This is a genomic window from Pseudomonas sp. JUb42 (assembly GCF_024807945.1).
Classification (GTDB): domain Bacteria; phylum Pseudomonadota; class Gammaproteobacteria; order Pseudomonadales; family Pseudomonadaceae; genus Aquipseudomonas.
This window is the reverse complement of the sequence record NZ_JANUFD010000015.1, coordinates 1-19,969: the sequence shown is the minus strand read 5'-3', so window position 1 is coordinate 19,969 and position 19,969 is coordinate 1. Positions and strand designations below refer to the sequence as shown.

23 protein-coding genes are annotated in these 19,969 nt (G+C 58.7%); 15 read left to right on the top strand and 8 right to left on the bottom strand.

Features of this window, described 5'->3' with window-relative positions:
• Positions 1-4 precede the first annotated feature (4 nt).
• A complete protein-coding gene (locus tag M2401_RS25800) occupies positions 5-1,366 on the bottom strand; it encodes an iron-containing redox enzyme family protein (RefSeq protein WP_259107569.1) in 1,362 nt (453 codons plus the stop codon).
• A gap of 119 nt (positions 1,367-1,485) precedes the next feature.
• On the opposite strand from M2401_RS25800, the gene M2401_RS25795 reads away from it, so the two are divergent.
• A complete protein-coding gene (locus M2401_RS25795) occupies positions 1,486-3,495 on the top strand; it encodes a DKNYY domain-containing protein (RefSeq protein ID WP_259107566.1) in 2,010 nt (669 codons plus the stop codon).
• The gene (locus tag M2401_RS25790; protein ID WP_259107564.1) at positions 3,488-3,781 is read left to right on the top strand and encodes a hypothetical protein; all 294 of its coding nucleotides are present in this window, start codon (positions 3,488-3,490) and stop codon (positions 3,779-3,781) included. Before M2401_RS25795 ends, M2401_RS25790 begins: the two co-directional genes overlap by 8 nt.
• Here the strand turns inward: M2401_RS25790 and M2401_RS25785 are convergent.
• Positions 3,778-4,008, bottom strand: coding sequence for a hypothetical protein (locus M2401_RS25785; RefSeq protein WP_259107560.1), 231 nt, complete (start codon positions 4,006-4,008; stop codon positions 3,778-3,780). The two genes, M2401_RS25790 and M2401_RS25785, sit on opposite strands and share 4 nt — an antisense overlap.
• Before the next feature lie 112 nt (positions 4,009-4,120).
• On the opposite strand from M2401_RS25785, the gene M2401_RS25780 reads away from it, so the two are divergent.
• From M2401_RS25780 to M2401_RS25765, 4 genes are all read left to right on the top strand, one after another.
• Positions 4,121-4,489, top strand: coding sequence for a VOC family protein (locus tag M2401_RS25780; protein WP_259107557.1), 369 nt, complete (start codon positions 4,121-4,123; stop codon positions 4,487-4,489).
• Positions 4,490-4,714: 225 nt separating this feature from the next.
• Positions 4,715-4,876 carry a DUF2986 domain-containing protein gene (locus M2401_RS25775; protein WP_259107555.1) on the top strand — a complete coding sequence of 54 codons (162 nt, stop codon included), beginning with the start codon at positions 4,715-4,717 and terminating at the stop codon, positions 4,874-4,876.
• A 244-nt stretch (positions 4,877-5,120) separates the two neighbouring features.
• The gene (locus M2401_RS25770) at positions 5,121-6,161 is read left to right on the top strand and encodes a GGDEF domain-containing protein (RefSeq protein ID WP_259107552.1); all 1,041 of its coding nucleotides are present in this window, start codon (positions 5,121-5,123) and stop codon (positions 6,159-6,161) included.
• A 152-nt stretch (positions 6,162-6,313) separates the two neighbouring features.
• On the top strand, positions 6,314-6,883 hold the full coding sequence (locus M2401_RS25765; protein ID WP_259107549.1) for a manganese catalase family protein: 570 nt from the start codon (positions 6,314-6,316) through the stop codon (positions 6,881-6,883).
• Here the strand turns inward: M2401_RS25765 and M2401_RS25760 are convergent.
• Positions 6,860-7,747 carry an NAD(P)-dependent oxidoreductase gene (locus tag M2401_RS25760; RefSeq protein WP_259107547.1) on the bottom strand — a complete coding sequence of 296 codons (888 nt, stop codon included), beginning with the start codon at positions 7,745-7,747 and terminating at the stop codon, positions 6,860-6,862. The genes M2401_RS25765 and M2401_RS25760 overlap by 24 nt on opposite strands.
• Positions 7,748-7,862: 115 nt before the next feature.
• On the opposite strand from M2401_RS25760, the gene M2401_RS25755 reads away from it, so the two are divergent.
• Positions 7,863-8,714, top strand: coding sequence for a LysR family transcriptional regulator (locus tag M2401_RS25755; protein ID WP_259107544.1), 852 nt, complete (start codon positions 7,863-7,865; stop codon positions 8,712-8,714).
• Positions 8,715-8,874: 160 nt separating this feature from the next.
• Entirely contained in the window at positions 8,875-9,906 is a 1,032-nt protein-coding gene (locus M2401_RS25750; RefSeq protein ID WP_259107541.1) for a dipeptidase, read from the top strand.
• Between the two features lie 38 nt (positions 9,907-9,944).
• Here the strand turns inward: M2401_RS25750 and M2401_RS25745 are convergent, their stop codons facing one another.
• The 3 genes from M2401_RS25745 to M2401_RS25735 all read right to left on the bottom strand — a co-directional run bounded on the left by M2401_RS25745 (position 9,945) and on the right by M2401_RS25735 (position 11,679).
• Entirely contained in the window at positions 9,945-10,127 is a 183-nt protein-coding gene (locus M2401_RS25745) for a DUF1289 domain-containing protein (RefSeq protein ID WP_259107538.1), read from the bottom strand.
• Between the two features lie 2 nt (positions 10,128-10,129).
• Positions 10,130-10,486, bottom strand: a complete 357-nt coding sequence (locus M2401_RS25740) for a hypothetical protein (protein WP_259107536.1) — start codon at positions 10,484-10,486, stop codon at positions 10,130-10,132.
• 281 nt (positions 10,487-10,767) lie between these two features.
• On the bottom strand, positions 10,768-11,679 hold the full coding sequence (locus tag M2401_RS25735; protein ID WP_259107534.1) for a LysR family transcriptional regulator: 912 nt from the start codon (positions 11,677-11,679) through the stop codon (positions 10,768-10,770).
• Between the two features lie 118 nt (positions 11,680-11,797).
• Here M2401_RS25735 and M2401_RS25730 point away from each other — a divergent pair, with 118 nt between their 5' ends.
• The 5 genes from M2401_RS25730 to msrA all read left to right on the top strand — a co-directional run bounded on the left by M2401_RS25730 (position 11,798) and on the right by msrA (position 16,243).
• Complete coding sequence (locus M2401_RS25730; RefSeq protein WP_259107531.1) at positions 11,798-12,583, top strand: transporter substrate-binding domain-containing protein; 786 nt, start codon at positions 11,798-11,800, stop codon at positions 12,581-12,583.
• A gap of 10 nt (positions 12,584-12,593) precedes the next feature.
• Complete coding sequence (locus M2401_RS25725) at positions 12,594-13,268, top strand: amino acid ABC transporter permease (protein ID WP_259107528.1); 675 nt, start codon at positions 12,594-12,596, stop codon at positions 13,266-13,268.
• Between the two features lie 7 nt (positions 13,269-13,275).
• Positions 13,276-14,718, top strand: coding sequence for an MmgE/PrpD family protein (locus M2401_RS25720; protein WP_259107525.1), 1,443 nt, complete (start codon positions 13,276-13,278; stop codon positions 14,716-14,718).
• A gap of 129 nt (positions 14,719-14,847) precedes the next feature.
• Positions 14,848-15,609: an amino acid ABC transporter ATP-binding protein gene (locus M2401_RS25715; RefSeq protein WP_259107522.1), complete on the top strand. Its 762-nt coding sequence runs from the start codon at positions 14,848-14,850 to the stop codon at positions 15,607-15,609.
• A gap of 127 nt (positions 15,610-15,736) precedes the next feature.
• The gene (msrA, locus tag M2401_RS25710; RefSeq protein WP_259107519.1) at positions 15,737-16,243 is read left to right on the top strand and encodes a peptide-methionine (S)-S-oxide reductase MsrA; all 507 of its coding nucleotides are present in this window, start codon (positions 15,737-15,739) and stop codon (positions 16,241-16,243) included.
• A gap of 15 nt (positions 16,244-16,258) precedes the next feature.
• Here the strand turns inward: msrA and M2401_RS25705 are convergent, their stop codons facing one another.
• Entirely contained in the window at positions 16,259-17,179 is a 921-nt protein-coding gene (locus tag M2401_RS25705) for an AraC family transcriptional regulator (protein WP_259107517.1), read from the bottom strand.
• Between the two features lie 86 nt (positions 17,180-17,265).
• Here M2401_RS25705 and M2401_RS25700 point away from each other — a divergent pair, with 86 nt between their 5' ends.
• A complete protein-coding gene (locus M2401_RS25700) occupies positions 17,266-18,231 on the top strand; it encodes an oxidoreductase (RefSeq protein ID WP_259107501.1) in 966 nt (321 codons plus the stop codon).
• A 51-nt stretch (positions 18,232-18,282) separates the two neighbouring features.
• Here the strand turns inward: M2401_RS25700 and M2401_RS25695 are convergent, their stop codons facing one another.
• The gene (locus M2401_RS25695) at positions 18,283-19,185 is read right to left on the bottom strand and encodes an AraC family transcriptional regulator (RefSeq protein WP_259107496.1); all 903 of its coding nucleotides are present in this window, start codon (positions 19,183-19,185) and stop codon (positions 18,283-18,285) included.
• Between the two features lie 131 nt (positions 19,186-19,316).
• Here M2401_RS25695 and M2401_RS25690 point away from each other — a divergent pair, with 131 nt between their 5' ends.
• Positions 19,317-19,811, top strand: coding sequence for a hypothetical protein (locus M2401_RS25690; RefSeq protein ID WP_259107495.1), 495 nt, complete (start codon positions 19,317-19,319; stop codon positions 19,809-19,811).
• Positions 19,812-19,969: the final 158 nt, after the last annotated feature.

Below are 19,969 nucleotides of genomic sequence, written 5' to 3'. Positions count from 1 at the left end.
TGGTTCATCGGGTCAGGCCTCCTTGAGCAAGCTGGCGGGCGTAGGCTCTGGTAGCGGCCAGGCCTTCGGGCGTTGGGTGTGAATCCGGAGCGATCAATGCGATGAGCTGCTCAATGGGCAGCGTTGCAACCTGGCTCGGCTGCTGCGTCGCCATTGCACTGTTACGTCGACGAAAACGTGCACGAAACGGATTGGCGCCACGGCCTGGCTCATTGTCCTGCCAGTCACCGGCAATCCAGTCCTTGAGCAATTGCAGTTCATAGCCATTGAATACGCCGAACATCACCGCCCCCGGACCGTCGACAAGCTGCCAGAAACGGCTGTCCTGAGGGTCCTGATGACGCTTGATCCAGCCCTTGTTTTCCAACGCGCCGAGCAGTTGCCTGCTTTGTCCGGGCGTGGCCAGCCAGTCATTGATGGTGCGACCTTCCAGTCGGCAATAATCGGAATGCATGTGCTGACCAAAGGTGCTCTTAGCTTCAAGCATCGCGACGACCTCATGCTCGAGATCAAACGCATGGATCACCTCGGTGGAATTTGTGCCGAGGTCATTGAGCAAGTAGCCGTTACGCAGCCGGGTGAGGAAATCGCTCCTGTCGGCATCACTAGGCAACAAATCCATGACGGCCTGGACAGCCTTGTACGCATGGCCCGAGCTGGCATTGTCGATGGTCACATGCAGGGTGAAATAGTAGGGGTCAATGCCCAGCTCACTGAGTTCAAAGGCGGTAATCAGCAAATGCAGGGGCAGTTGCTCATAGCCGAGGTTATAGCCCAGGACCTCAGGCAGGAACTCATCGGATAAATGCCCCAGCGCCAGTTGAATGGTACCTTGCAGATAAAGGGCTTCATCGAGCAGGGCATTGGGCGCACAGTCGTGCTCGCTGAGCAGATTGCGGTACAACAGCACATGGTTCAGTGCCGGCTCACCGTCGCCCAACTCTTCCAGATAGGTGCGAATCAGGCCGTGATAGCGCCAGTCATCGGCATGCTTTACCGTGCCGTACAACCACGCGCCATCGACCAGTTTGCTCGGCGCAACCTGCTGCAGGAAATACAGGGCATGAGCCTTGTTGCTGAAGAACCGGCGCCCACCACCCGCGTGGCGCTCCTGCAGGTATTGCGCATAGCGCTCGGCCACGGATTGACTGTTGCCAGCGACCCATTCGGGCAGTTGCGCGAGGTCTGCCGGGAGGTTGCAGGGCAGCGCTTTCGCGACCAGCAATTGCTGCTCAAGAAAGCCGCGTACGGCGTCCGGCGCGGTCTCGGCAGGTGAACGCAACAGGCTGGTATAAAGGGACGAAACAGCGCTTGAGGGCTGATACGTAGTGGCGGAGCGTTCGGCAAAAAGCTGTAAAGACGTCATGGCGGACCTACTGACTTTTCTTGATATGTAGGTCAGAGGCAAGGCTGTCGGGATAATTCAAAAGAGTTGAAAACGGGCCGATGACCAGTAGTTTCATCGTGAATACAGAGTCCCACGATATGACAGAAACACGCACGGACACTGCCGATTGGGAACCCCTGAACCTGGAGTGGCACCAGGGTTTCGCCTTTCTCGACGGTGCATTACTGGGCGACAGTCTTGCACCCGATGTGTACATCATCCTCAACCCGGCGGGATTGTCGGCCGGGCAGACCGCTCAACGCGCCGCTGACGGGGGCTATCCCGCGTCGCCCTTGCTGCCCGGTCAGCCGCTCTGGCGCCATCGCGCCAACCCGCAGCTGCTGCGTGATGCGCGGCAGGATTACTACCTGCTTCCCGGATACCTGGAGCGCCATGGCTATCAGGTGCTGCATGCACTGCAGTTTCGCTTCAACGAGGGACTGGCCAGTATCGGTTACCACTACTGGCGAGACGATGCGCGCGCCTACTGGTTCGCTGATGACTCGATCACCGAGATTGCATCTGCCAATCCCGGTGGTCTTGCCCTGCTGGAGCCCTCCCCGGCCTCGGTGAACGCAGACTCGGCGATGTTCAGTGATGGCGTGAAGGTATTTCTGCACGGACGAGTCCTCGCCAACGCCTCGGCTCGGGTGCGCTATTGCAATCACCCGGCTTATCGAGTGATTGACGATCAGGTCTATCGAGGATTCCAGCCACTGCATCAGAAAGACGGCACGCCGCTCACCATCGCCAATCCCCAGGGTTTTCACATGCTCGCCGATCGCTGGGCAAGCGATGGCCAGTCCATCATCGTGCAGGCACAGCAAGGCGCAAGCATTGCTTACGAATACTTCTATCGTATCGACGACGCCGATCTGGCCACCTTCACTGTGCTCAACCAGCGTTACGCCAAAGACCGACACCGCGCCTATTACCTGACCGGCAAACGCATCCGCTATGTGGGCGATTTCCATCTGCTCAGGTGCTGGCAACCAGCGTTCGACAGGGGTGGCCGGGTGGTCAGTGCCAGTGAATACGAGGATGAATTCTTTGCCGTAGACGACAGCTTCGTGTACGCCGCCGGGACCCGCCTGCGCGGCGCCCATGGCCCGAGCTTCCGGCATCTGGGCTTCGGTTATTACCGCGATCAGCACCATGCCTATCTGCGTAACAAGCGCCTGGATGTAGACGTGGATAGCTTCGTGGTGACCCAGATATATCAACCTGAACAGGATTACTCGCCAGTACTGGTGGGTGACCGCCAAGGCCCGCTGGGCTCTTGCGGGGTCATCGATGCAGCGATGCAGCAGGCCTGGGCGCCGTTCTTTGAGGCACACCCGCATCTACACGATTATTGGTGGCACCGCTTGCCGGGGCCGCAGTTGGAGACGCAGCCGTTGCGCGCCCTGGGTCTCGGTTTCGAGCTGGGCCATCAGGTGCATTTCCATGGCCGCCCAATCAATGGGCTGGACGCGGCAACCTTCCAGCTGTTGGACACTCATCTGTGCGGCGATGCCAATGGCCTGTACCTGATCCCGTTCCATAACGCCGAAACCGACGTGCCGGAACAGTTTTCGACAGAGTCTGCCGAGCACTACCGCTCACTGGGTGCGCCTTACCTGACGGATGGCAAACAGGTGTTCTGTCACCGGATTTTCTACAATCCGCCGGAACCGATTCGCAAGGCCGACGTCGCCACCTTCGAATCATGTGGTCATGGCTGGGCCAGGGACAGGCATGCGGTCTACTACTTGGGCGAGGCAAAGAAGCGCCTGAACCCGGCAGATACCCGCATCCTCGGCACTTACGCCATAGGCCCGCAAGTGATTCTGGCGGATGGCAAGCCACTGGATGTAGCGTTCAGCCCGGATGAAGTGCGAGTACCCCATCCGCACTTTCTACAGTTGGGCACGCGCAAGCTGTTCTGCGGTCGCCGCCCGCTCAGCGCCAAACGCATAGACCTGGCCACCCTGGTGTTTATCGGCGAACGCCATGCCCGGGACAAACATCGACTCTATTACTACGACGGTTATGCGACCTTGAGCGAAGTGGACGAAGCGCACTATCTGCAAGCCTGTGAAACGCAGGAGGGCAAGCAGAATGGATGAACGCCTGGCATTGCTCAGAGACAGGATCGGCGCCGCCGTGGCGTCCAGCGGCTGCGATGAAATCCTCTATAAGTCTGAATGGCTGGGCTACCTGCCCTTCGGCGTTTATCACTGGATCGAACACCTGGGCCGGGATCTTTCCAGTGACTTGCCCGGCGGATGGACGCTTGAGGATCTGCTCGCTCTTGAGCAGGCAGGCTTTCTGCACCGTCTCGACGCCAGCCAGAACCCGGAAGATGAGTTTGATCGGCAGATCAGGTATCGGGTGGATATTGAGCGCACCTAGCCAAACGCATTCATCGAGCCCAACGAATGCAGGATCGACCTGACCGTCAGCACCGCCGCAATCACCAGCACGGCCAGAATGCCAAGCACCCACTTCGCGGTCCTGGACAGCAGCGGCGGCCGCGGCTGCGGCGTGGAGAACTTCAAGGCTTCCAGCCCTTCGGCACAACGTGGGCAAGGCATGCTGTCGACAAATACTGTGGCCCCGCATTCATTACAGACTCTCATGGCAGCGACTCTGAAAAGGCTTCGACACCCCTGTATAGCAGCAAAATGCTGCTGCCAGAAACTGACACTGCTGCAACTAGAGTGAGGCCTCTCATCTCAAACAGGTGCTGTCATGAACTTTGCGTCCGTTCGCCTCGTTACCCAAAAATTTGAAGAGCTTGTCCAGTTCTACCAAGACCTCTCGACCGTCGAGGCCACGCACCTCGCCGAGGGCTTCGCGCAAATTCAGTTCAACGGCGTGATTCTCGCGCTATGCGATGAGCGTCTGGTCCGCCTGCATAACGACGGCGTGGCTGTCGCTGCCTCGAACCGCTCGGCGATCCTGGAGTTTCAGGTGGATGACGTCGCGGCTGTATTACAGCGTATGCCTGACGCCGACATCGCGATGCCCATCACCCTGATGCCCTGGGGTAATACTTCCCTGCTGATACGGGATCCGGATGGCAGCCTAATCAATATCTTTTCAAGGCCGTTGGGCTGATCCATCGCCTGACCAGGCCAGACACTCCGTTATTAACCGAATTGGAATGCGATTCCTGTAGGAGCTGCCGAAGGCTGCGAATGGGTCTACCTGACATATCGCTCTCGCAGCCTTCAGCAGCGCCTACAGACCTCATTCCAATTCAGCTAATTGCCGCAGCCATTTCGTCTGGCCCAATATTTCCAAGCTGATATCATCCCGGCATGTACATGCCGAGTTGAAAACATGAACCGCCGCAAGAAAATAAACCAGATATTGAAGGCCAACGCCAAAAAGGCCAACGCCAAACTGGCACCGAAGAGCAAGCCTCAATACATCAGCAAGGCTGACCGCTTGAAGCTGGATGCGCAGGCCAGCGCCGAGTCGAGCACTGTCTCCGAGAGCTGAGTGCAGTGCCCGGCTTGGCCAGGTTGCTGATCCGGTGCATAAAACTGGCACCGGACTCACTTCAGTCCCCCCCTCCCCTGTACTTCCAGATAAAACATCTGTCAGTTGGCATGCGCGGACTAACCGTGGTAATCAGTAATTGAGGCTGAGGATGGGACATTGTTCATAGCCGCAAAACGCTTATATGACGTATGCCGGTACAGCAGTTGAAAGACGTTTTGGCATCCGGCGAGGTAGTTGAACAATGCACGGCAATGAAGAAACACTTGAGCAGAAATGCTTTGCTCAATTGCGGCCACTGAAAGTTTCCAGCGAAATTCTTGCCACGGCGGCCTGCCTGATGGTGCTGACCCTGGCCGACAACAGCCAGGTCATTTCGCCCTGGCTCTACAGCTATTGCGTTGTCGCGGGCATCACCTGTTTCCTCACCTGGCGGGCCCGCACCACCCAGGGGCTGTGGCTGACCGGCATGCTGTTGCTGTGCACCTGCACTGCATGCCTGGGCTCACTGGCCGTGGCCATCGGTAATCCGATCATCTGGTTCCTGCCCATCGGCCTGGTGTTGAGCCTGCCCGCCTCGGCCATGCACGCTCACCCCCTGCACGCTTTCAGTACCGGTGCGGCCATCTGGGTGACGCTGTTCAGTGTGGTTCAGCCGCACTTTGACCGGCATCTGGACCTCACCCTGACGTTGATTCTGATCACCGCCAGTCTGCTGGTTGCCACCCTGGTGTGCACGACGTTTTGCCATACCCGCAAAAGCGTATTCGACCTGCAACGCCAACTGCACGGCATGGCCTACAAGGACACCCTGACCGGCCTGCCCAATCGCCGCGCGTTCATGGAACAACTGACCGCGACACTGGAAGGCGAAACAGTGCCTGCGCCGCTGTTTTTCCTGATGCTCGACATAGACGACTTCAAAAAGGTCAACGACGGCTACGGTCATGATGTCGGCGATCAAGTGCTGGTGGAAGTGGCAAAAGTGCTGCGCAACCAGAGCCAGGGCCACAACTTCGCCCGTCTGGGCGGAGAAGAGTTTGCCATTGTGGCTCAGCTTGCCGATGTTGGCGCAGCACAGGCGCTGGCCCGGGGAATCGTTGTTGCCGTCAGTTCAAGCCGGGTATTCAACTTCAGCCTGTCCATCAGCGTCGGGCTTGCCGATCACAAGCCGGGCGAATCCATGTTCAGCCTGATGCGCCGTGCAGACCTGGCCTTGTATGAAGCCAAGAGCGCGGGCAAGAACGGCTATGCGATGGCTGAGCAGGCGCTGCTTGGAGCCTGACCCAGGTTTTTTTTTGATTACATCCTCTATCGGTCGTTCGCCTGACGACCGTTTGGCGACGCCTGAACATCTGGATCGAACTACGCGAATCGTCATCAGTCTCCAGATAAATACCCCTAAAAGACGTGCCAAAGGAGCCAAGGGAGGCTGGCATGACGTCATCATCGAAAGAGCTTCAACCATCAAGCATGAGTTTTTTTGATCTGCTGCTGGAGCAGTTCAAAGGAAGCGATGGTGAGCTGCCTACAGCAATCGCCTATCTGACTCAGGCGACCAGCGAGGATAATCCTGGCCGCAAAGCAAGCCTGATCCGTATTGCCCGGGCGAAACTAAGAAACGCCGATATCGTCGCTTCCATCCTTCTCCAGATCTCAAAAGGAGAATCCAGCCAGCTGTTGACCAGAGTCAATCGCCGGGAGTTTGAAACCTTCCTCGCGTGTAACGGCGTAAATGCTGAGCAATATGCCCAGGGTCACCATTGGCTGAAAGACATGGCTAATTCAGAGGTGCTGCGCGAGACGCAAAAGAACCGTTTCAACACCGATCCCACGAAGTATCTGCAAGCCAATATCAGCACAGAGGAGAAACAGATATTCATCTATAAGCAACTTGTGGAAATGACCCGTGACCGCAACTTCATCTCTGCATTGAATTACGTTCAGGCCAGGCAGATTCAGCATAGAGATGACTTGGTTGAACTATTGCGCAGGCTCACACGCTGAGTCTGCAAATACGCTCGAATGCGCCAACGTTGCGAGCACCGACCAATCCTTGTCACCCAGCCCTTGCGCAACGGCAACGTCCATTCTGCTGCCCACCACGTTGGCGACAGGTAGTGACAATCCCTTTGCCCCGGCAGCGTCGATTGCCAGCCTGACGTCCTTGAGCCCCAGCGACAGTTTGAACCCCGGCTCGTAGGTGCCCTTCACGATATTCTGCCCATAGCGCTGATAACTGGGGCAGGCAAACAGAGTCTGCGTGACTAACTCGATGAACGCTGCAGTGCTGACGCCATAGCTTTGCGTGAGGTGGCTCGCTTCGGCCAGGGCTTCGATGGCCTGGGTGATCATCATGTTGCCGGCGATTTTCGCGATACAGGCCTGTACTGGCTGCTCGCCAAGGCGCCAGGTCTTTTTCCCCAGCACGTCAAATAGCGGCTGCACCTGGTCAATGGCCCTGGCAGGCCCGGCGGCCAGGATATTCAGCTCGCCCTTGGCAGCCACCGCAGGTATGCCGAAAACAGGCGCGGCGATCAACAGCACACCGGCAGCGGCATGCGCTGTCTCCAGTTGCGCCATGAGCGCGGGCGACAGTGTCGACATGACGATGTGGATGCAGCCCCTGGGCGCAGCGGCCAATGCTCCGGAGTCGAGCAATACCTCGTGTACAGCTTGGTCATCGGCAAGCATGCTGATGACTATCTGCTGCGCAAAAACCGCCTGCGCGGTCTGCAGCAGGTTGACCTGCCCGAGCCCGCAAAGCGCTGCGGGGCTGCGATTCCACGCACTTACCTGATAGCCCGCCTGAACGAGCAACGGGATAATCGCGCGGCCCATGCTCCCGACGCCGACAAATCCGATATTCATAAATAGCCCTCTGCCTGCCACATAAAACGATATGGCCTTGATTCTGTCGTGGCCGGGCTTGCGACGGGACTGTCATTACTGCATCTTCAGCGTTCATTTTTGTACGAGGCCAGCCATGGACTGGAATGACTTGCGCATCTTCCTGGCGATTGTCCGCACCGGCTCGCTGGGCGCCGCCGCGAAGCAGCTGGGCGTCAGTCACCCCACCGTCGGGCGGCGTCTCAACGCCCTTGAGCAGGCCGGTGGGCAGGTATTTTTTCGTCGCGTCGGCCCTGGCCTGGTGCTGACCGACAGTGGTGAAAAAATTCTCCATCTGGCAGAGGAAATGGAAAGCAGCGCCCTGGCCATCGAGCGGCACATCGCCGCAGACAGCGATCAACCCGAGGGCCTGCTGCGTATCTCGTCGGCTGACTGGTTCGCCAGCTACGTGCTCTCCCCCGTGCTGATCGAACTGACACGTCGCTACCCGATGATCGTGCCGGAGCTGATCGCCGGCCACCGCCTGTTCGACCTGGCACGCCGGGACGCCGATATTGCCTTTCGCATCGTGCCCTTTACCGAGCCTGACATCGTGCAACGCCGCCTGATGACCATGAGCTACGGGCTGTATGCGGCCGCGCACCTGCCGTTTGCGCCAGCGCCGGACGGCGAAGGGCTGGGTTTGATCACCATGAATACGGCACAGGCCCATTACCCTGACGTGCTCTGGCTACAGCAGCTGTTTCCCCGTGCCAGAGCCGTTTTTACCAGCAGCAGCCGTACCGTACAGGCACGAATGTGCGGGCTTGGCCTGGGTTTGGCGGTCTTGCCACGGGCGCTGGGAGATCAGTTGGCCACCCTCCAGTTATTGGACATGGGTGAAGCACCGCCCGGGCGGGATATCTGGATGGGCTATCACCAGGACATGCGGCAGATGGATCGCCTGCGCGCACTGGCAGACCTGGCTGGGGAAATGATTGGCAGTTAGCACTAATCGAACTTAACGCAGGCCAAAGCCTCCCCCTATAAAACAATGCAAAACCTGATGAACCCGTGGACCTTGTGGGAGCGAATTCATTCGCGAAAGCGGCATTAAAGGCCATATACACACGTCGGATGTACTGACCGATGCCCCTGGCAAACAAACAATGAAGGCGTTTGAAGAGATGACTGTCAAACAATCTGAAAGCGCAACCGCTCCTGTGATTCAGTGGGAAGCCCACGCATGCCTGCCTTTGATGCCGGGTCAGGACATGTCGAGTTTGATGAGGTATCGGAAGGCGGGATTCCACCATGTGTCGATCAATGTGGGCATGGACATGACCCCCTTCGACACGGTCGTACGCACGCTCGCCGGCTTTAGAAGCTGGCTGGCGCACCATCAGCAAGACTATGTGCTCGTGTCCACCACGGACGACATCTACAGCGCCCGCAAACATCACAAGCTGGCGATCTCTTTCGATCTCGAAGGATCAAATATGCTGCGCCAGGACCCCGCCATGGTCGAACTTTTCGCCAGCCTGGGCGTTCGGCAGCTATTGCTCGCCTACAACCGGGATAACAGTTGCGCAGGGGGATGCCACGGCGCCGGGGTTGGTTTGACCGCCCTGGGTCGCCAGGTTGTCGCCGCCATCAATACCGCCGGGATTGTCATGGACTGCTCACATGCGAGTAAGCGTTCAAGCCTTGAGACCATGGAACTATCACAGCGACCGGTGGTTTTCTCCCATACCAACGTTAAAGCGGTTTTTGATCATCCTCGAACTATTGACGATGAGCAGATTTACGCCTGTGCAGCTCAGGGCGGCGTCATAGGTCTTACCGGGCTGGGCATATTTCTGGGCGATCCATCGGCATCCGTAGCGGCCTACGTCCGACAAATCGACTATCTGGCCGAGCGCGTCGGAACGGCTCATATTGGTATAGGCTTGGACACAGAGCTGAACCCGGATCACAAAGACTTGCCAGAGGGTGTGGATGAGAACGATTGGTGGCCAAGCGAACACTACGGCCAGATGAATGGGCATGTTCAATTGCAGCCCGAGACGCTCGGCGAGGTTGCCAGGCAGTTGAAGCAACGGGGTTACGCACAGACGGATATTGACGCGATATTCGGTGACAACTTCATGCGGGTTGCCAAATCGACTTGGCCCGCGCCGCACGTCGCCCGTGCGATTTGACACCGCACCTCTCAGCTAGCCACAGCTGAGCGGCGCAACTACCCCTGCGCTTTCTTCAGGCCTTTCAAGCGCACGGTTGCCCGTTGCACAGCGGCCATTTTTTCCGGCCGCTTCATGCGCTTCCACTTCCTGATGTCCTCCTTGCTGCGCCCGCAACTCACGCACAGATCACCACTCAACTGGCAAACCGAGATACACGGGTTTTCTATTTCTTTTGCCATTCTCAATAACCTTGTGCGAGACGCTTTTGCCAATCGCCGCCGTGACTGCGTTGCCACTCTTGCTCTGAATAGAAGCGAACATTGCGCTCTGACGGGGTCAGTTCAATGTCGGCCTCCTGCAACGCGATGGCGGTCAGTTCAAGGATGCGGGCCTTGGCGTTGGCTTCGGCGAGTTGCTTTTCGGCCTGAGTTTCAAACACCCAAATGACCTTCAGGGACTCGACGAACGAGGCCGTGTCAGCCGTGTGAGTGAGCCAGACAAAACCCTGGATTTCAGCCTTCGCGGTTTCGCACGCTTCGGTGAGCGTTGCAATCAACCGGCGCTCGACCCGTGCCAGTTCACGTTTACCTGGGGGCATTGCGGGCTCCTATAAAAACAAGGGAGAGCATCCTGTATCAGGTCGAGCGAAACCAGACCGTCAAGCGCCGACGCGAAACCGTCCAGCTCCCCGACCTTGCCCGGAATAACGGCGAATGGCTTCAATGAAGTCTTCGACGCCTTTATTGCGATCCTGCTCGCTGAGCGCCGGGTTCGCCACATGCTCGGCGCGTGGGCCTCGATGATTTCCTCCATCAGGGCGTTGATGGCAACGCCCACGGCGGGCGGATTATAGGCATACCCCCTACCCCTATACAACGATCACCTCGGATCATCAGGTGTACGGATCGGCAGTTGCGCAATAACGCCCTCGAAGACCTTCAGGAAGTCCAGCGCCGAGCGTTTTGGCGACCGCCCCGAAGTAATTGCCGCTACCAGCGATACGGCAATATCGGGCACCAATGGACGTACAAGCAGGTTGTCGTGCTGGGTGCCCATCAGAGTGAACTCGTCCACCAGGGTGATGCCCAGGCCTTGGGCAACCATATTGGTGGCGATGGAATAGCGATTGGTTTCCAGCGCTGAACCGGGGCGCTGATTGAAGCCGGGAATACTCTCACGCAGTAGATTGACCAGGCGCATATCGGTGGTGATGTAGATCAGCTCGTGAGGCGCGATATCGCTCCAGCTCACCGCCTCCAGCGCCGCCAGCGGGTGGCCTCGGGGAATGACGCAGACCATCTTCCCGCGCTTGAGCAAGCGATAATCCGCGGCCTCGTCGACAGTGGGAATGACCAACAGCCCGAGGTCGTACTGGCGTCGCTCTACCGCCTGCGGAATTTCGTGGTTGAGCTGCATGTCCAGGGCCAGCCCATAGTGCGGAAAGTCCTTGCGAAACTGCGCGACCGCAATGGGGGCCAGGTTCAGCGCCAACGCCGGAGTCGCCGCCAGTCGCAGTTGGCCTGCCTTGTAATGGCGGACATTTTCCAGAAACCGGCCAAAGCGTTCGGTCTCTTCATACAAATGCAGCGCTTCGTCGAACACCATGCCCGCTTCGTTGGTGGGTATCAGCCGACCGCGCAAGCGTTCGAACAATTTAAAGCCCAAGACGCGCTCCATCTGGGCAATGGACTTGCTCACGGCGGGCTGGGTCATGGCCAGGGAATCCGCCGCGCCGGTCACCGAGCCTATGCGGATGACTGCCAGGAAGATCTCAATCTGACGCTGATCCATCCCATAACTCCAAGTTATGAACTTCGTTATTTATCGCTGTTGGTCGCATGATATCCCAATGATAACGTTAAGCCACTGCCAAAGAAGATTCCGCATCCATACGAATGGGAGAAAGACTTTGCACCAGCTCAGAAAACTCATTACCTCAGCGCTGGCCGTGACCGCGCTTGGGCTTTCAACATACGGATTCGCCGCCAGTGACCTGGCGACCGTGCAAGAGAAAAAGCTGATTCGGGTAGGTGCGGTGGAAGCAGCGCCCTGGTACACCAAGGACCTGTTGAGCAACGAGTGGAAAGGTCTGGTTCCCGATGTCATGGACGCAATCTTCGCGGGCTCCGGCATCAAGATCAGTTATGTCGACACCCAATGGGGTACTGCGGTGGCCGGCTTGCAGTCAGACCGTTTCGACCTCCTGGGCGCCTATAACTCGACCCCGGAACGGCGCAAGGCAATCGATTTCAGCGAGTCCATGGGCGAACTGAAATTTGCCGTACTATCCCTGAAAAAGCCCGCGCCGGACTACTCCACCTGGGACCTGGTCGATACCCCTGCCATGCATCTGGCAGCCGTGGACGGTGCAGGTGCCACCGCCGCCTTGCAGCCTCTGCTCACTCACTTGCAATGGCTGATGATGCCCAGCAGCGACGCCATGTTCATGCAAATGGAAAGCGCCCGGGCCGATGCGCTGGTAACCAGCGATATCCAGATCGCCCAATACCTGCAGCGCCGTCATCAGGGACAGATGAGCATACCGACACCGGTACGCTCGCAATCCACCAATATCGGCCTGCGCAAGTCCGATGACCCGAAGTTGCGTGAATGGCTCGACTCGCGCCTGGCGCAATTGAAAGCCGACGGTACCCTGGACCGCATCTGGTCCAAATACACCGCATCTGCCCAATAGGAACCCCGGAATGAATTACCAATGGGACTTCAGCGCGTTGTTCGAGTATCGCGCGCTGCTGCTGAAAGGCATCCTCATGACCTTTCAAATCCTCGGCCTTTCGGTACTGATGGGGATCTGCGTCGGCCTGTTACTGGCAGCCCTGCGGTTATCAGGCAGACGCTGGTTGCGCTGGCCCGGCACCACGGTGATCGAAGTCCTGCGCTCAATCCCGCCGCTGGTGCTGGTGGTCTGGTCCTATTACTGCCTGCCCATCATTACCGGGATCACGCTGACGTCTTATTGGACCTGTGTCATCGCCCTGTCCCTGTATACCGGCGTGTTCTTTGCGGAGATCTTTCGTGCCGGGCTCCAGGCGGTGGACAAGGGCCAGGTGGAGGCGGGCAAGTCCCTGGGCTTTTCCCGCTTGAAAATCCTCTGCCTGATCTCCGGTCCCCAGGCCCTGCTGAGAATCATCCCGCCCTTCACCAATCAGTGCGTGATGTCGGTAAAGAACTCGGTGCTGGGCAGCTACATCGCCGTAGGAGAAGTGCTATATGAAGCCCAGCGCCTGAGCATACAAACCTTTCGCCCGCTGGAGGTACTCACGGCGGTTGCGTTGTTCTTCGTCATCACGATCCTGCCCCTGACCCTCCTGGCCGGCCGCCTGGAAGCCAAAATTCTTCGTCGCTACTTCAGCCGCTGAGTGGATCATGAACGACTTTCTGCATAAGCCTTCAGTCGCCACGGCCGACGATGCCCTGGCGCCCATTACTGCGGCAGTAGTGGATTTCGCAGCACAACTGGACTACGACAGCCTGCCCGCCTCGGTGGTGGAAAAAGCCAAATGGCACATTCTCGACACCTTTTGCTGCGCCATGGCAGGCCGCAGCCTGGAGGTCGCCGTCAGCGCCCGCAAAGCCGCTAAAGCCATGGGCAGTGGCGGCTGCCCGGTGTTCGGAACTGCGTTAAGCAGCAGTGCATCAGCTGCGGCATTTGCTAATGCGGTGACCGCTAACGCACTGGATTACGACGACGGTTTTGAAATCGACGGCAAGGGCATGGGCCATCCCGGCTCGACCATCGTCAGTGCTGCCTTGAGCGCCTTGGGTGAGCAGCCCGTCAGCGGCAAAGCCTTCATCACTGCCGTAGTCGCCGGTTACGAGGTCAACAACCGGCTGATTTTCTCCATGCAACCCAGTGCCGAACGCTTTGCCGAAGTCTACGGCGTCTCCCAGCATCAAGGCATTGGTGCCTGCATCACCTACTCGCGTCTGCGCGGGCTGCAGCGCGATGCGCTGAACAATGCCATCGGCCTGGCGGGCGGTCTCACGCCGGTACCCAGCCTGCACAAGTACAACTGGAATTCACGGCCGATCATTTCATTGAAAGACTTCGTCGCCCCCGCAGCCATGGCTGGCGTCCTGGCGGTGGAACTGAGTCAGGCCGGCTTCATCGGCAGTACTGACCTATTCGACGGCCCCGCCGGCTACTGGCGCATGATGGGCTCGGATCGCTTCGATCCTGCCAGACTCACTGAAGGCCTGGGGCAACATTGGTATCTGGAGGACAGCAGTTTCAAGTTGTACCCCGCCTGTCGCTGGATGGCACCAGCGCTGGAAGCCTTCGAACTATTGGTGAGCGAACATGCCATTGTCATCGACGATATCGCTGGGGTGGCGGTCGATACCTTCTCGGTCATCCGCGACAAATTGATGGCTGTGGACCCGGTCAACGAAATCGACGCCCAGTTCAGCCTGCCGTTCTGCCTCGCAGCTCTGGCCATGCGATTGCCCAAGGGACGGGAGTGGTTCCAGCGCGGCGTGCTCGATGATCCAGTCATCAAGGACCTGGCAAGCAAGGTATGGGTGAACGTCGATCCCTTGATGGATCAGCAAATGAGCGGCACCCAGCGGCGACCCTCCGCCCGAGTGACCATTCACCTGCGTAACGGCCAATGCCTGCACCAGACCATCGTCTCGCCTTTGGGCAGTACCTCGCGCCCGGTCAGCCTGGCGATGATCTGTGCCAAGGCTATCCATAACCTGCAGGGCTTGCCCGAGTCAGCTGAGGAAATCGTTGACTGGCTGCTCGAGCTTGAAAAACACCCATCGGTCAATGACAGGCTGCTGGCGATGATGAGCATTGCGGTCTGACCTGCTGCTGGTTTCTTCTGCGCAAGCTGTCAACGCCCCCTGACACCGCGTTGTCGTGCAGCAACATCTGACCGTAGGACCGGCTTTAGCCGCGAGAACGCCCTCCCCATCCCTGTCCGGAGACTTTTCATGCAAAAAACCACCACCGACGGCCAACCGGCACCGCTCATTCAAGTCCGCGACTTGAACAAATGGTACGGCAATTTCCAGGTACTCAAAAACATCAACCTCGACGTGCAGATGGGCGAGCGCATAGTGTTATGCGGCCCGTCCGGCTCGGGCAAATCGACCACCATACGCTGCCTGAATCGCCTGGAGGATTACCAGGAAGGTGTGGTCAGTATTGACGGGGTCAAGCTCACCAATAATCCCCGCCATATCGAAAATATCCGCCGGGAAGTCGGCATGGTATTCCAGCATTTCAACCTGTTCCCACACCTGACCATCCTGCAAAACTGTACCCTGGCCCAACGCTGGGTGCGCAACACGTCAACCAAAGAGGCCGAAGCCGTCGCCATGGAGTATCTGGAGCGGGTGCGCATCCCTGAGCAAGCCCATAAATACCCGGTGCAGCTGTCCGGTGGCCAGCAGCAAAGGGTCGCCATCGCCCGGGCATTGTGCATGAAGCCCAAGGTCATGCTGTTCGACGAACCCACCTCCGCCCTCGATCCGGAAATGGTCAAGGAGGTGCTCGATACCATGATCACCCTTGCGCAAGAAGGCATGACCATGATTTGCGTAACCCATGAAATGGGCTTTGCCCGCACTATGGCCAATCGGGTCATATTCATGGATAAAGGCGAGATCATCGAACAGAACACGCCGCAGGTTTTTTTCGAAAACCCACAGAACGAGCGGACCCGGGCCTTCCTTGGGCAAGTCATGAATTGAACAGAGGCGGCGATACGCGCACTTTCGCTGACTCATGATGCCAGTTTGCACCGTCTGGGCTTGGAATCGCCCAACCCGCCCTCATAACATCAGCCATACCCAACGTCCCCGAGGGGAAGGACAGACCATGACCAGCCAAACCGAAACCGCCATCCTTGCCGGCGGCTGCTTCTGGGGCATGCAGGACCTGCTGCGGCGTTACCCAGGCGTGCTGCATACCCGGGTCGGCTACACCGGCGGCGAGGTGGAGAACGCCACCTACCGCAACCACGGCAACCACGCCGAAGCCATCGAGATCGTCTTCGACCCGGCGGTTATCAGCTATCGGCAGATCCTCGAGTTCTTTTTCCAGATCCACGACCCGAGTACGCCCAATCGCCAGGGCAATGACCGCGGCCCCAGCTATCGCTCGGCGATCTATTACCTGAGCGAACAGCAACGCGACATCGCCGAAGACACTGCCGCCGACGTCGACGCATCGAAGCTGTGGCCGGGCCGCGTCGTCACCGAGATCGAACCGGCAGGACCGTTCTGGGAAGCCGAACCGGAGCACCAGGATTACCTGGAACGCATCCCCAATGGCTACACCTGTCACTTCATCAGGCCTGACTGGAAGCTGCCGAAGCGGGCTTGAGGCCAGAAGTCAGCGTTAGTTGGCTTCGCCACGTCGATATTGCCCCGGCGCTATCCCGTGAACGCGACGGAATGCGACACCAAAAGCGGCGTCCGACAAATAGCCCAATGACGCCGCCACGCTGGCGACGCTGTCCAGGCTGTTGCGCAACCGGGACGCCGCCACGCGCATGCGCCAGCGCGTGGCATATTCGACGGGGGCCTGCCCTGTCCGCGCCTTGAACAACGCGGCGAATGCGGATCGCGACATACAGGCAATCTGCGCCATTTCTGTCAGCCGCAACGGCTTTTCCGGTGCGCCATGAATGGCTCGCAGCACTCCAGCGATGACCGGGTCGCGCAACCCTCCCAGCCAGTGCAGATCGGCAGCGTCGGCCGTGCTGATGTGATGGCGCAGTGCATGGACGAAGATCAGCCGAAGCAGGTCGTTACACATCGCCTGCGCGCCCGCCTGACTCGACTGCCACTCGCGATCCAGCTCATCGAGCAGCCAGCCGAAGGACGACGCGCCAGTAGCCTCAGCGCGGATGATCAGCGCGGGCGGCAGCACATCGAGCAACTCCACAGCACCTGGGCCGCCCAGGGAAACGCTGCCGCCCAGTAGTTCGACGTCGTCTCCCACACCGAATATCGCCGACGCTTGCGACCGGGAAAACACCTCAGAGGCATTGACCGCTTCCACGTCCGGTCCGCTGGACAGGATAAATGGCGTGCGCGAGACCACAAAACAGTCTCCCGCCCGCAACTGACAAGGCGCCATGCCGTGCAGGCGCAACCAGCACTCGCCGCGTCTTACCACATTGAACTTCAATTCGATGGGCCGGAACCGCAAGGCCCACACTCCTCCCGCCTGCAGACGCACGGAGCAGGCAGCTCGAAGCCCGGACAACGCAAGGATATCGGACAACGGATCAGCGGCTGAATTTTGGATGATCACGACAGAAAACCGGATTTATCAGACTGGTTCATCCAGACAGCTTAGAGAAGAATTCACCACTTCGATACCTGACCGGGAGAATTCTGATGACAACGCCGCAAAAACCCATCCACAGCCATTTCAACGCCGACAGTACCGCTGACCAGGTCATGGCAGGTATTGACCTGCACGGCACACTTGCCATCGTCACGGGCGGTTATTCAGGGATCGGTCTGGTCACCGCAAAAAGCCTGGCCGGTGCAGGCGCGCGGGTCATCGTACCGGCCAGGGATCCGGCGCGGGCACACGCCGCGCTGGGCACAATTGAGGGCGTTGAAGTGCTGGAGATGGATCTGCTGCAGCCCGCTTCGGTTGCAGCCTTCAGCCAACGCCTGATCAAGCGTGGGCAGGCAATCTCGCTACTGATCAACTGCGCCGGGGTCATGGCCGCGCCGCTGAGCCGCGATGCCGACGGCCACGAAAGCCAGTTCGCCACCAACCATCTCGGTCATTACCGCCTGACCTGCGGGCTATGGCCAGCACTCGTCGCGGCGGATGCGGCGCGAGTGATTGCAATGTCGTCGCGCGGGCATCAAATAGCCGGAGTGGATTTTGACGACATAGACTTTATGCGCCGCCCCTATGACAAGTGGCAGGCTTACGGTCAATCGAAGACCGCCAACGCCCTGTTTGCCAAGGAACTGGATAAACGCGGACGTGATCAGGGTGTCCGGGCATTCTCCCTGCATCCAGGGCAGATCCTCACCGAGTTGGGGCGCCATCTGAGCCCTGCCGAGATCGCCGCCTTTGACGTGCTGGATGAGCATGGTCAGCAACGCCTGGACCCACAGAACGGGCTCAAGACCCTGGAGCAAGGCGCCGCAACGGGACTGTGGTGCGCAACCAGTAAAGCACTGACGAACCTGGGTGGCGTGTATTGCGAAGACTGCAATATCGCCCCGCTCAGCACCCCCGAGACGGGGCGTAAAGGCGTTGCGACATGGGCCGTGGACCCTGAGTATGCGCAACGGCTTTGGGCCGTATCGGAACAATGGACAGGGATGACCGTTTGACGCCGTGGGTTAAAGAAGGCTTTTTCACCGTCCTTGATGCCCAGCGAGGCCTCAACCCTGCGCCTCAGCCACGCCCTGGCTGTTGTCGTCCCGTGGTGAGCGGCCGAAATACGCCTTGTAGGCGCGACTGAAGGACGCCTCGGACTCGTAGCCAACGGCGAAACCCACCTCCCCGATGCGGCTGTTGTGTTTCGACAGCATGGTTTTGGCCAAGGTCAGCCGCCATTCATTCTGATAACGCAGCGGCGAGCGTCCGACCAATTTGCTGAACCAGTCGCAGAAGCTGGAGCGCGACATACCGGCAATCGCAGCCAGTGCGTCGATGCTCCATTGCTGTCCGGGCTTTTCGTGAATAGCTCGCAGTGCCCGTGCGATGCGTTCGTCAGACAGGCCCCCGAGCCATCCTGACGCCGTGCCGTGCTGGACCCACGTCCGCAGGATGCGAATGACCGTAAGGTCGATGAGGCGCGAAACCATCAATGCGCCACCTGGCTGCGTGTCGTTGGCTTCGATCAGCATGAAATGCAGGATTCCTTCTGCCCATGCGGCCGCCTCGGCCTGCCTGATATGGATCAGCCAGGGCATGGCAAACAACATGGCCTGAAAACTGCGGGCATCGAACCAGAACCGGCAGATCACCACCGCTGCAAGTCCGCTGGAGGCCTTGATACTCGCGGAGGACGAATCGTGGGGAAGCAGCAGAATGTCGCCCTGCTCGACCGTCACGCTCTGCCTGTCGGCACTTTCGATGTGCAGCCGGCCTTGTTGAAGGACGCAGACATGGGAGCTTTTTGCGTCCAGTTCCAAGTGTTCACCCTGGGCCAGGGTCACGGAGTAGACCCGATCCCCGGTGAGGCGAATCTGGGCCAATACCTGGGAAAGCAGATCCCCTGTGGCAAGCCCCTCCAACTGCATCTCTGGAAGAATGGTCAAGTTTTCGAGTAAATCCGTCATGTCAGTCCAGCCACGTCTTCAATAGTCTAAGCCCGGAAATCATAACGCTTTAGCGTTGTTGACCTGCAACCCCATAGCGTTTTGCGGACGGTGTCTTTGTGCACATCATCCAATCAAACAGGAGTAGTCAAATGTTCGGGATCTCTGCCCTTGGCTGGGTACATACACTCGGGAGCCTGCCAGCCATTCCGCTGGCCGCTTATATGTTCATCAAACACGGGCGCATCATGCCGCGATCACGGGCCGGAATGGCTTATTTTGTATCAATGCTGATCGGCGGTTGCACAGTATTTCTGGTAGCCCACCAACCCATCAGCCCGGTCATCGGTGCCATCACGATCGTGCTGTTACTGGCAGGCTACGGGGTTGGGTTCATCGACCGGCTGGGGCGAGCGGGTGTGTACCTGGAAACCATCATGCTGAGCCTGACTGCGTTTTTCCTGATGGTCCCGACTGTCTCGGAAACCCTGCGCCGCGTGCCGGATGGCCATCCCATCGTAACCAACCCCGATTCACCCCTGCTCAAGGGTGCTCTGGGCTTGATTGTCATCGCGCTGGTGCTGGGCGTCACCGCGCAGCTTTTCTCTTTGCGCAAACAAGGTACTCGCCTGGCTCGACAGGGATAGGCCGAACCCAGGGCGCGTCACTTGGCGAATATACGATGCCCACTTAACCTTCGTGCCTTGTAACCGGCGGCTTTTCTCGGCGCAAAAACAAAACCCCATCTGCTTTCGCAAATGGGGTTTTGGAATTTAATCTTGACGATGACCTACTCTCACATGGG

Coding starts and splice junctions, on each gene's coding strand:
- M2401_RS25800 (WP_259107569.1), bottom strand. CDS start 1,366: ATGACGTCTTTACAGCTTTTTGCCGAACGCTCCGCCACTACGTATCAG.
- M2401_RS25795 (WP_259107566.1), top strand. CDS start 1,486: ATGACAGAAACACGCACGGACACTGCCGATTGGGAACCCCTGAACCTG.
- M2401_RS25790 (WP_259107564.1), top strand. CDS start 3,488: ATGGATGAACGCCTGGCATTGCTCAGAGACAGGATCGGCGCCGCCGTG.
- M2401_RS25785 (WP_259107560.1), bottom strand. CDS start 4,008: ATGAGAGTCTGTAATGAATGCGGGGCCACAGTATTTGTCGACAGCATG.
- M2401_RS25780 (WP_259107557.1), top strand. CDS start 4,121: ATGAACTTTGCGTCCGTTCGCCTCGTTACCCAAAAATTTGAAGAGCTT.
- M2401_RS25775 (WP_259107555.1), top strand. CDS start 4,715: ATGAACCGCCGCAAGAAAATAAACCAGATATTGAAGGCCAACGCCAAA.
- M2401_RS25770 (WP_259107552.1), top strand. CDS start 5,121: ATGCACGGCAATGAAGAAACACTTGAGCAGAAATGCTTTGCTCAATTG.
- M2401_RS25765 (WP_259107549.1), top strand. CDS start 6,314: ATGACGTCATCATCGAAAGAGCTTCAACCATCAAGCATGAGTTTTTTT.
- M2401_RS25760 (WP_259107547.1), bottom strand. CDS start 7,747: ATGAATATCGGATTTGTCGGCGTCGGGAGCATGGGCCGCGCGATTATC.
- M2401_RS25755 (WP_259107544.1), top strand. CDS start 7,863: ATGGACTGGAATGACTTGCGCATCTTCCTGGCGATTGTCCGCACCGGC.
- M2401_RS25750 (WP_259107541.1), top strand. CDS start 8,875: ATGAAGGCGTTTGAAGAGATGACTGTCAAACAATCTGAAAGCGCAACC.
- M2401_RS25745 (WP_259107538.1), bottom strand. CDS start 10,127: ATGGCAAAAGAAATAGAAAACCCGTGTATCTCGGTTTGCCAGTTGAGT.
- M2401_RS25740 (WP_259107536.1), bottom strand. CDS start 10,486: ATGCCCCCAGGTAAACGTGAACTGGCACGGGTCGAGCGCCGGTTGATT.
- M2401_RS25735 (WP_259107534.1), bottom strand. CDS start 11,679: ATGGATCAGCGTCAGATTGAGATCTTCCTGGCAGTCATCCGCATAGGC.
- M2401_RS25725 (WP_259107528.1), top strand. CDS start 12,594: ATGAATTACCAATGGGACTTCAGCGCGTTGTTCGAGTATCGCGCGCTG.
- M2401_RS25720 (WP_259107525.1), top strand. CDS start 13,276: ATGAACGACTTTCTGCATAAGCCTTCAGTCGCCACGGCCGACGATGCC.
- M2401_RS25715 (WP_259107522.1), top strand. CDS start 14,848: ATGCAAAAAACCACCACCGACGGCCAACCGGCACCGCTCATTCAAGTC.
- msrA (WP_259107519.1), top strand. CDS start 15,737: ATGACCAGCCAAACCGAAACCGCCATCCTTGCCGGCGGCTGCTTCTGG.
- M2401_RS25700 (WP_259107501.1), top strand. CDS start 17,266: ATGACAACGCCGCAAAAACCCATCCACAGCCATTTCAACGCCGACAGT.
- M2401_RS25695 (WP_259107496.1), bottom strand. CDS start 19,185: ATGACGGATTTACTCGAAAACTTGACCATTCTTCCAGAGATGCAGTTG.
- M2401_RS25690 (WP_259107495.1), top strand. CDS start 19,317: ATGTTCGGGATCTCTGCCCTTGGCTGGGTACATACACTCGGGAGCCTG.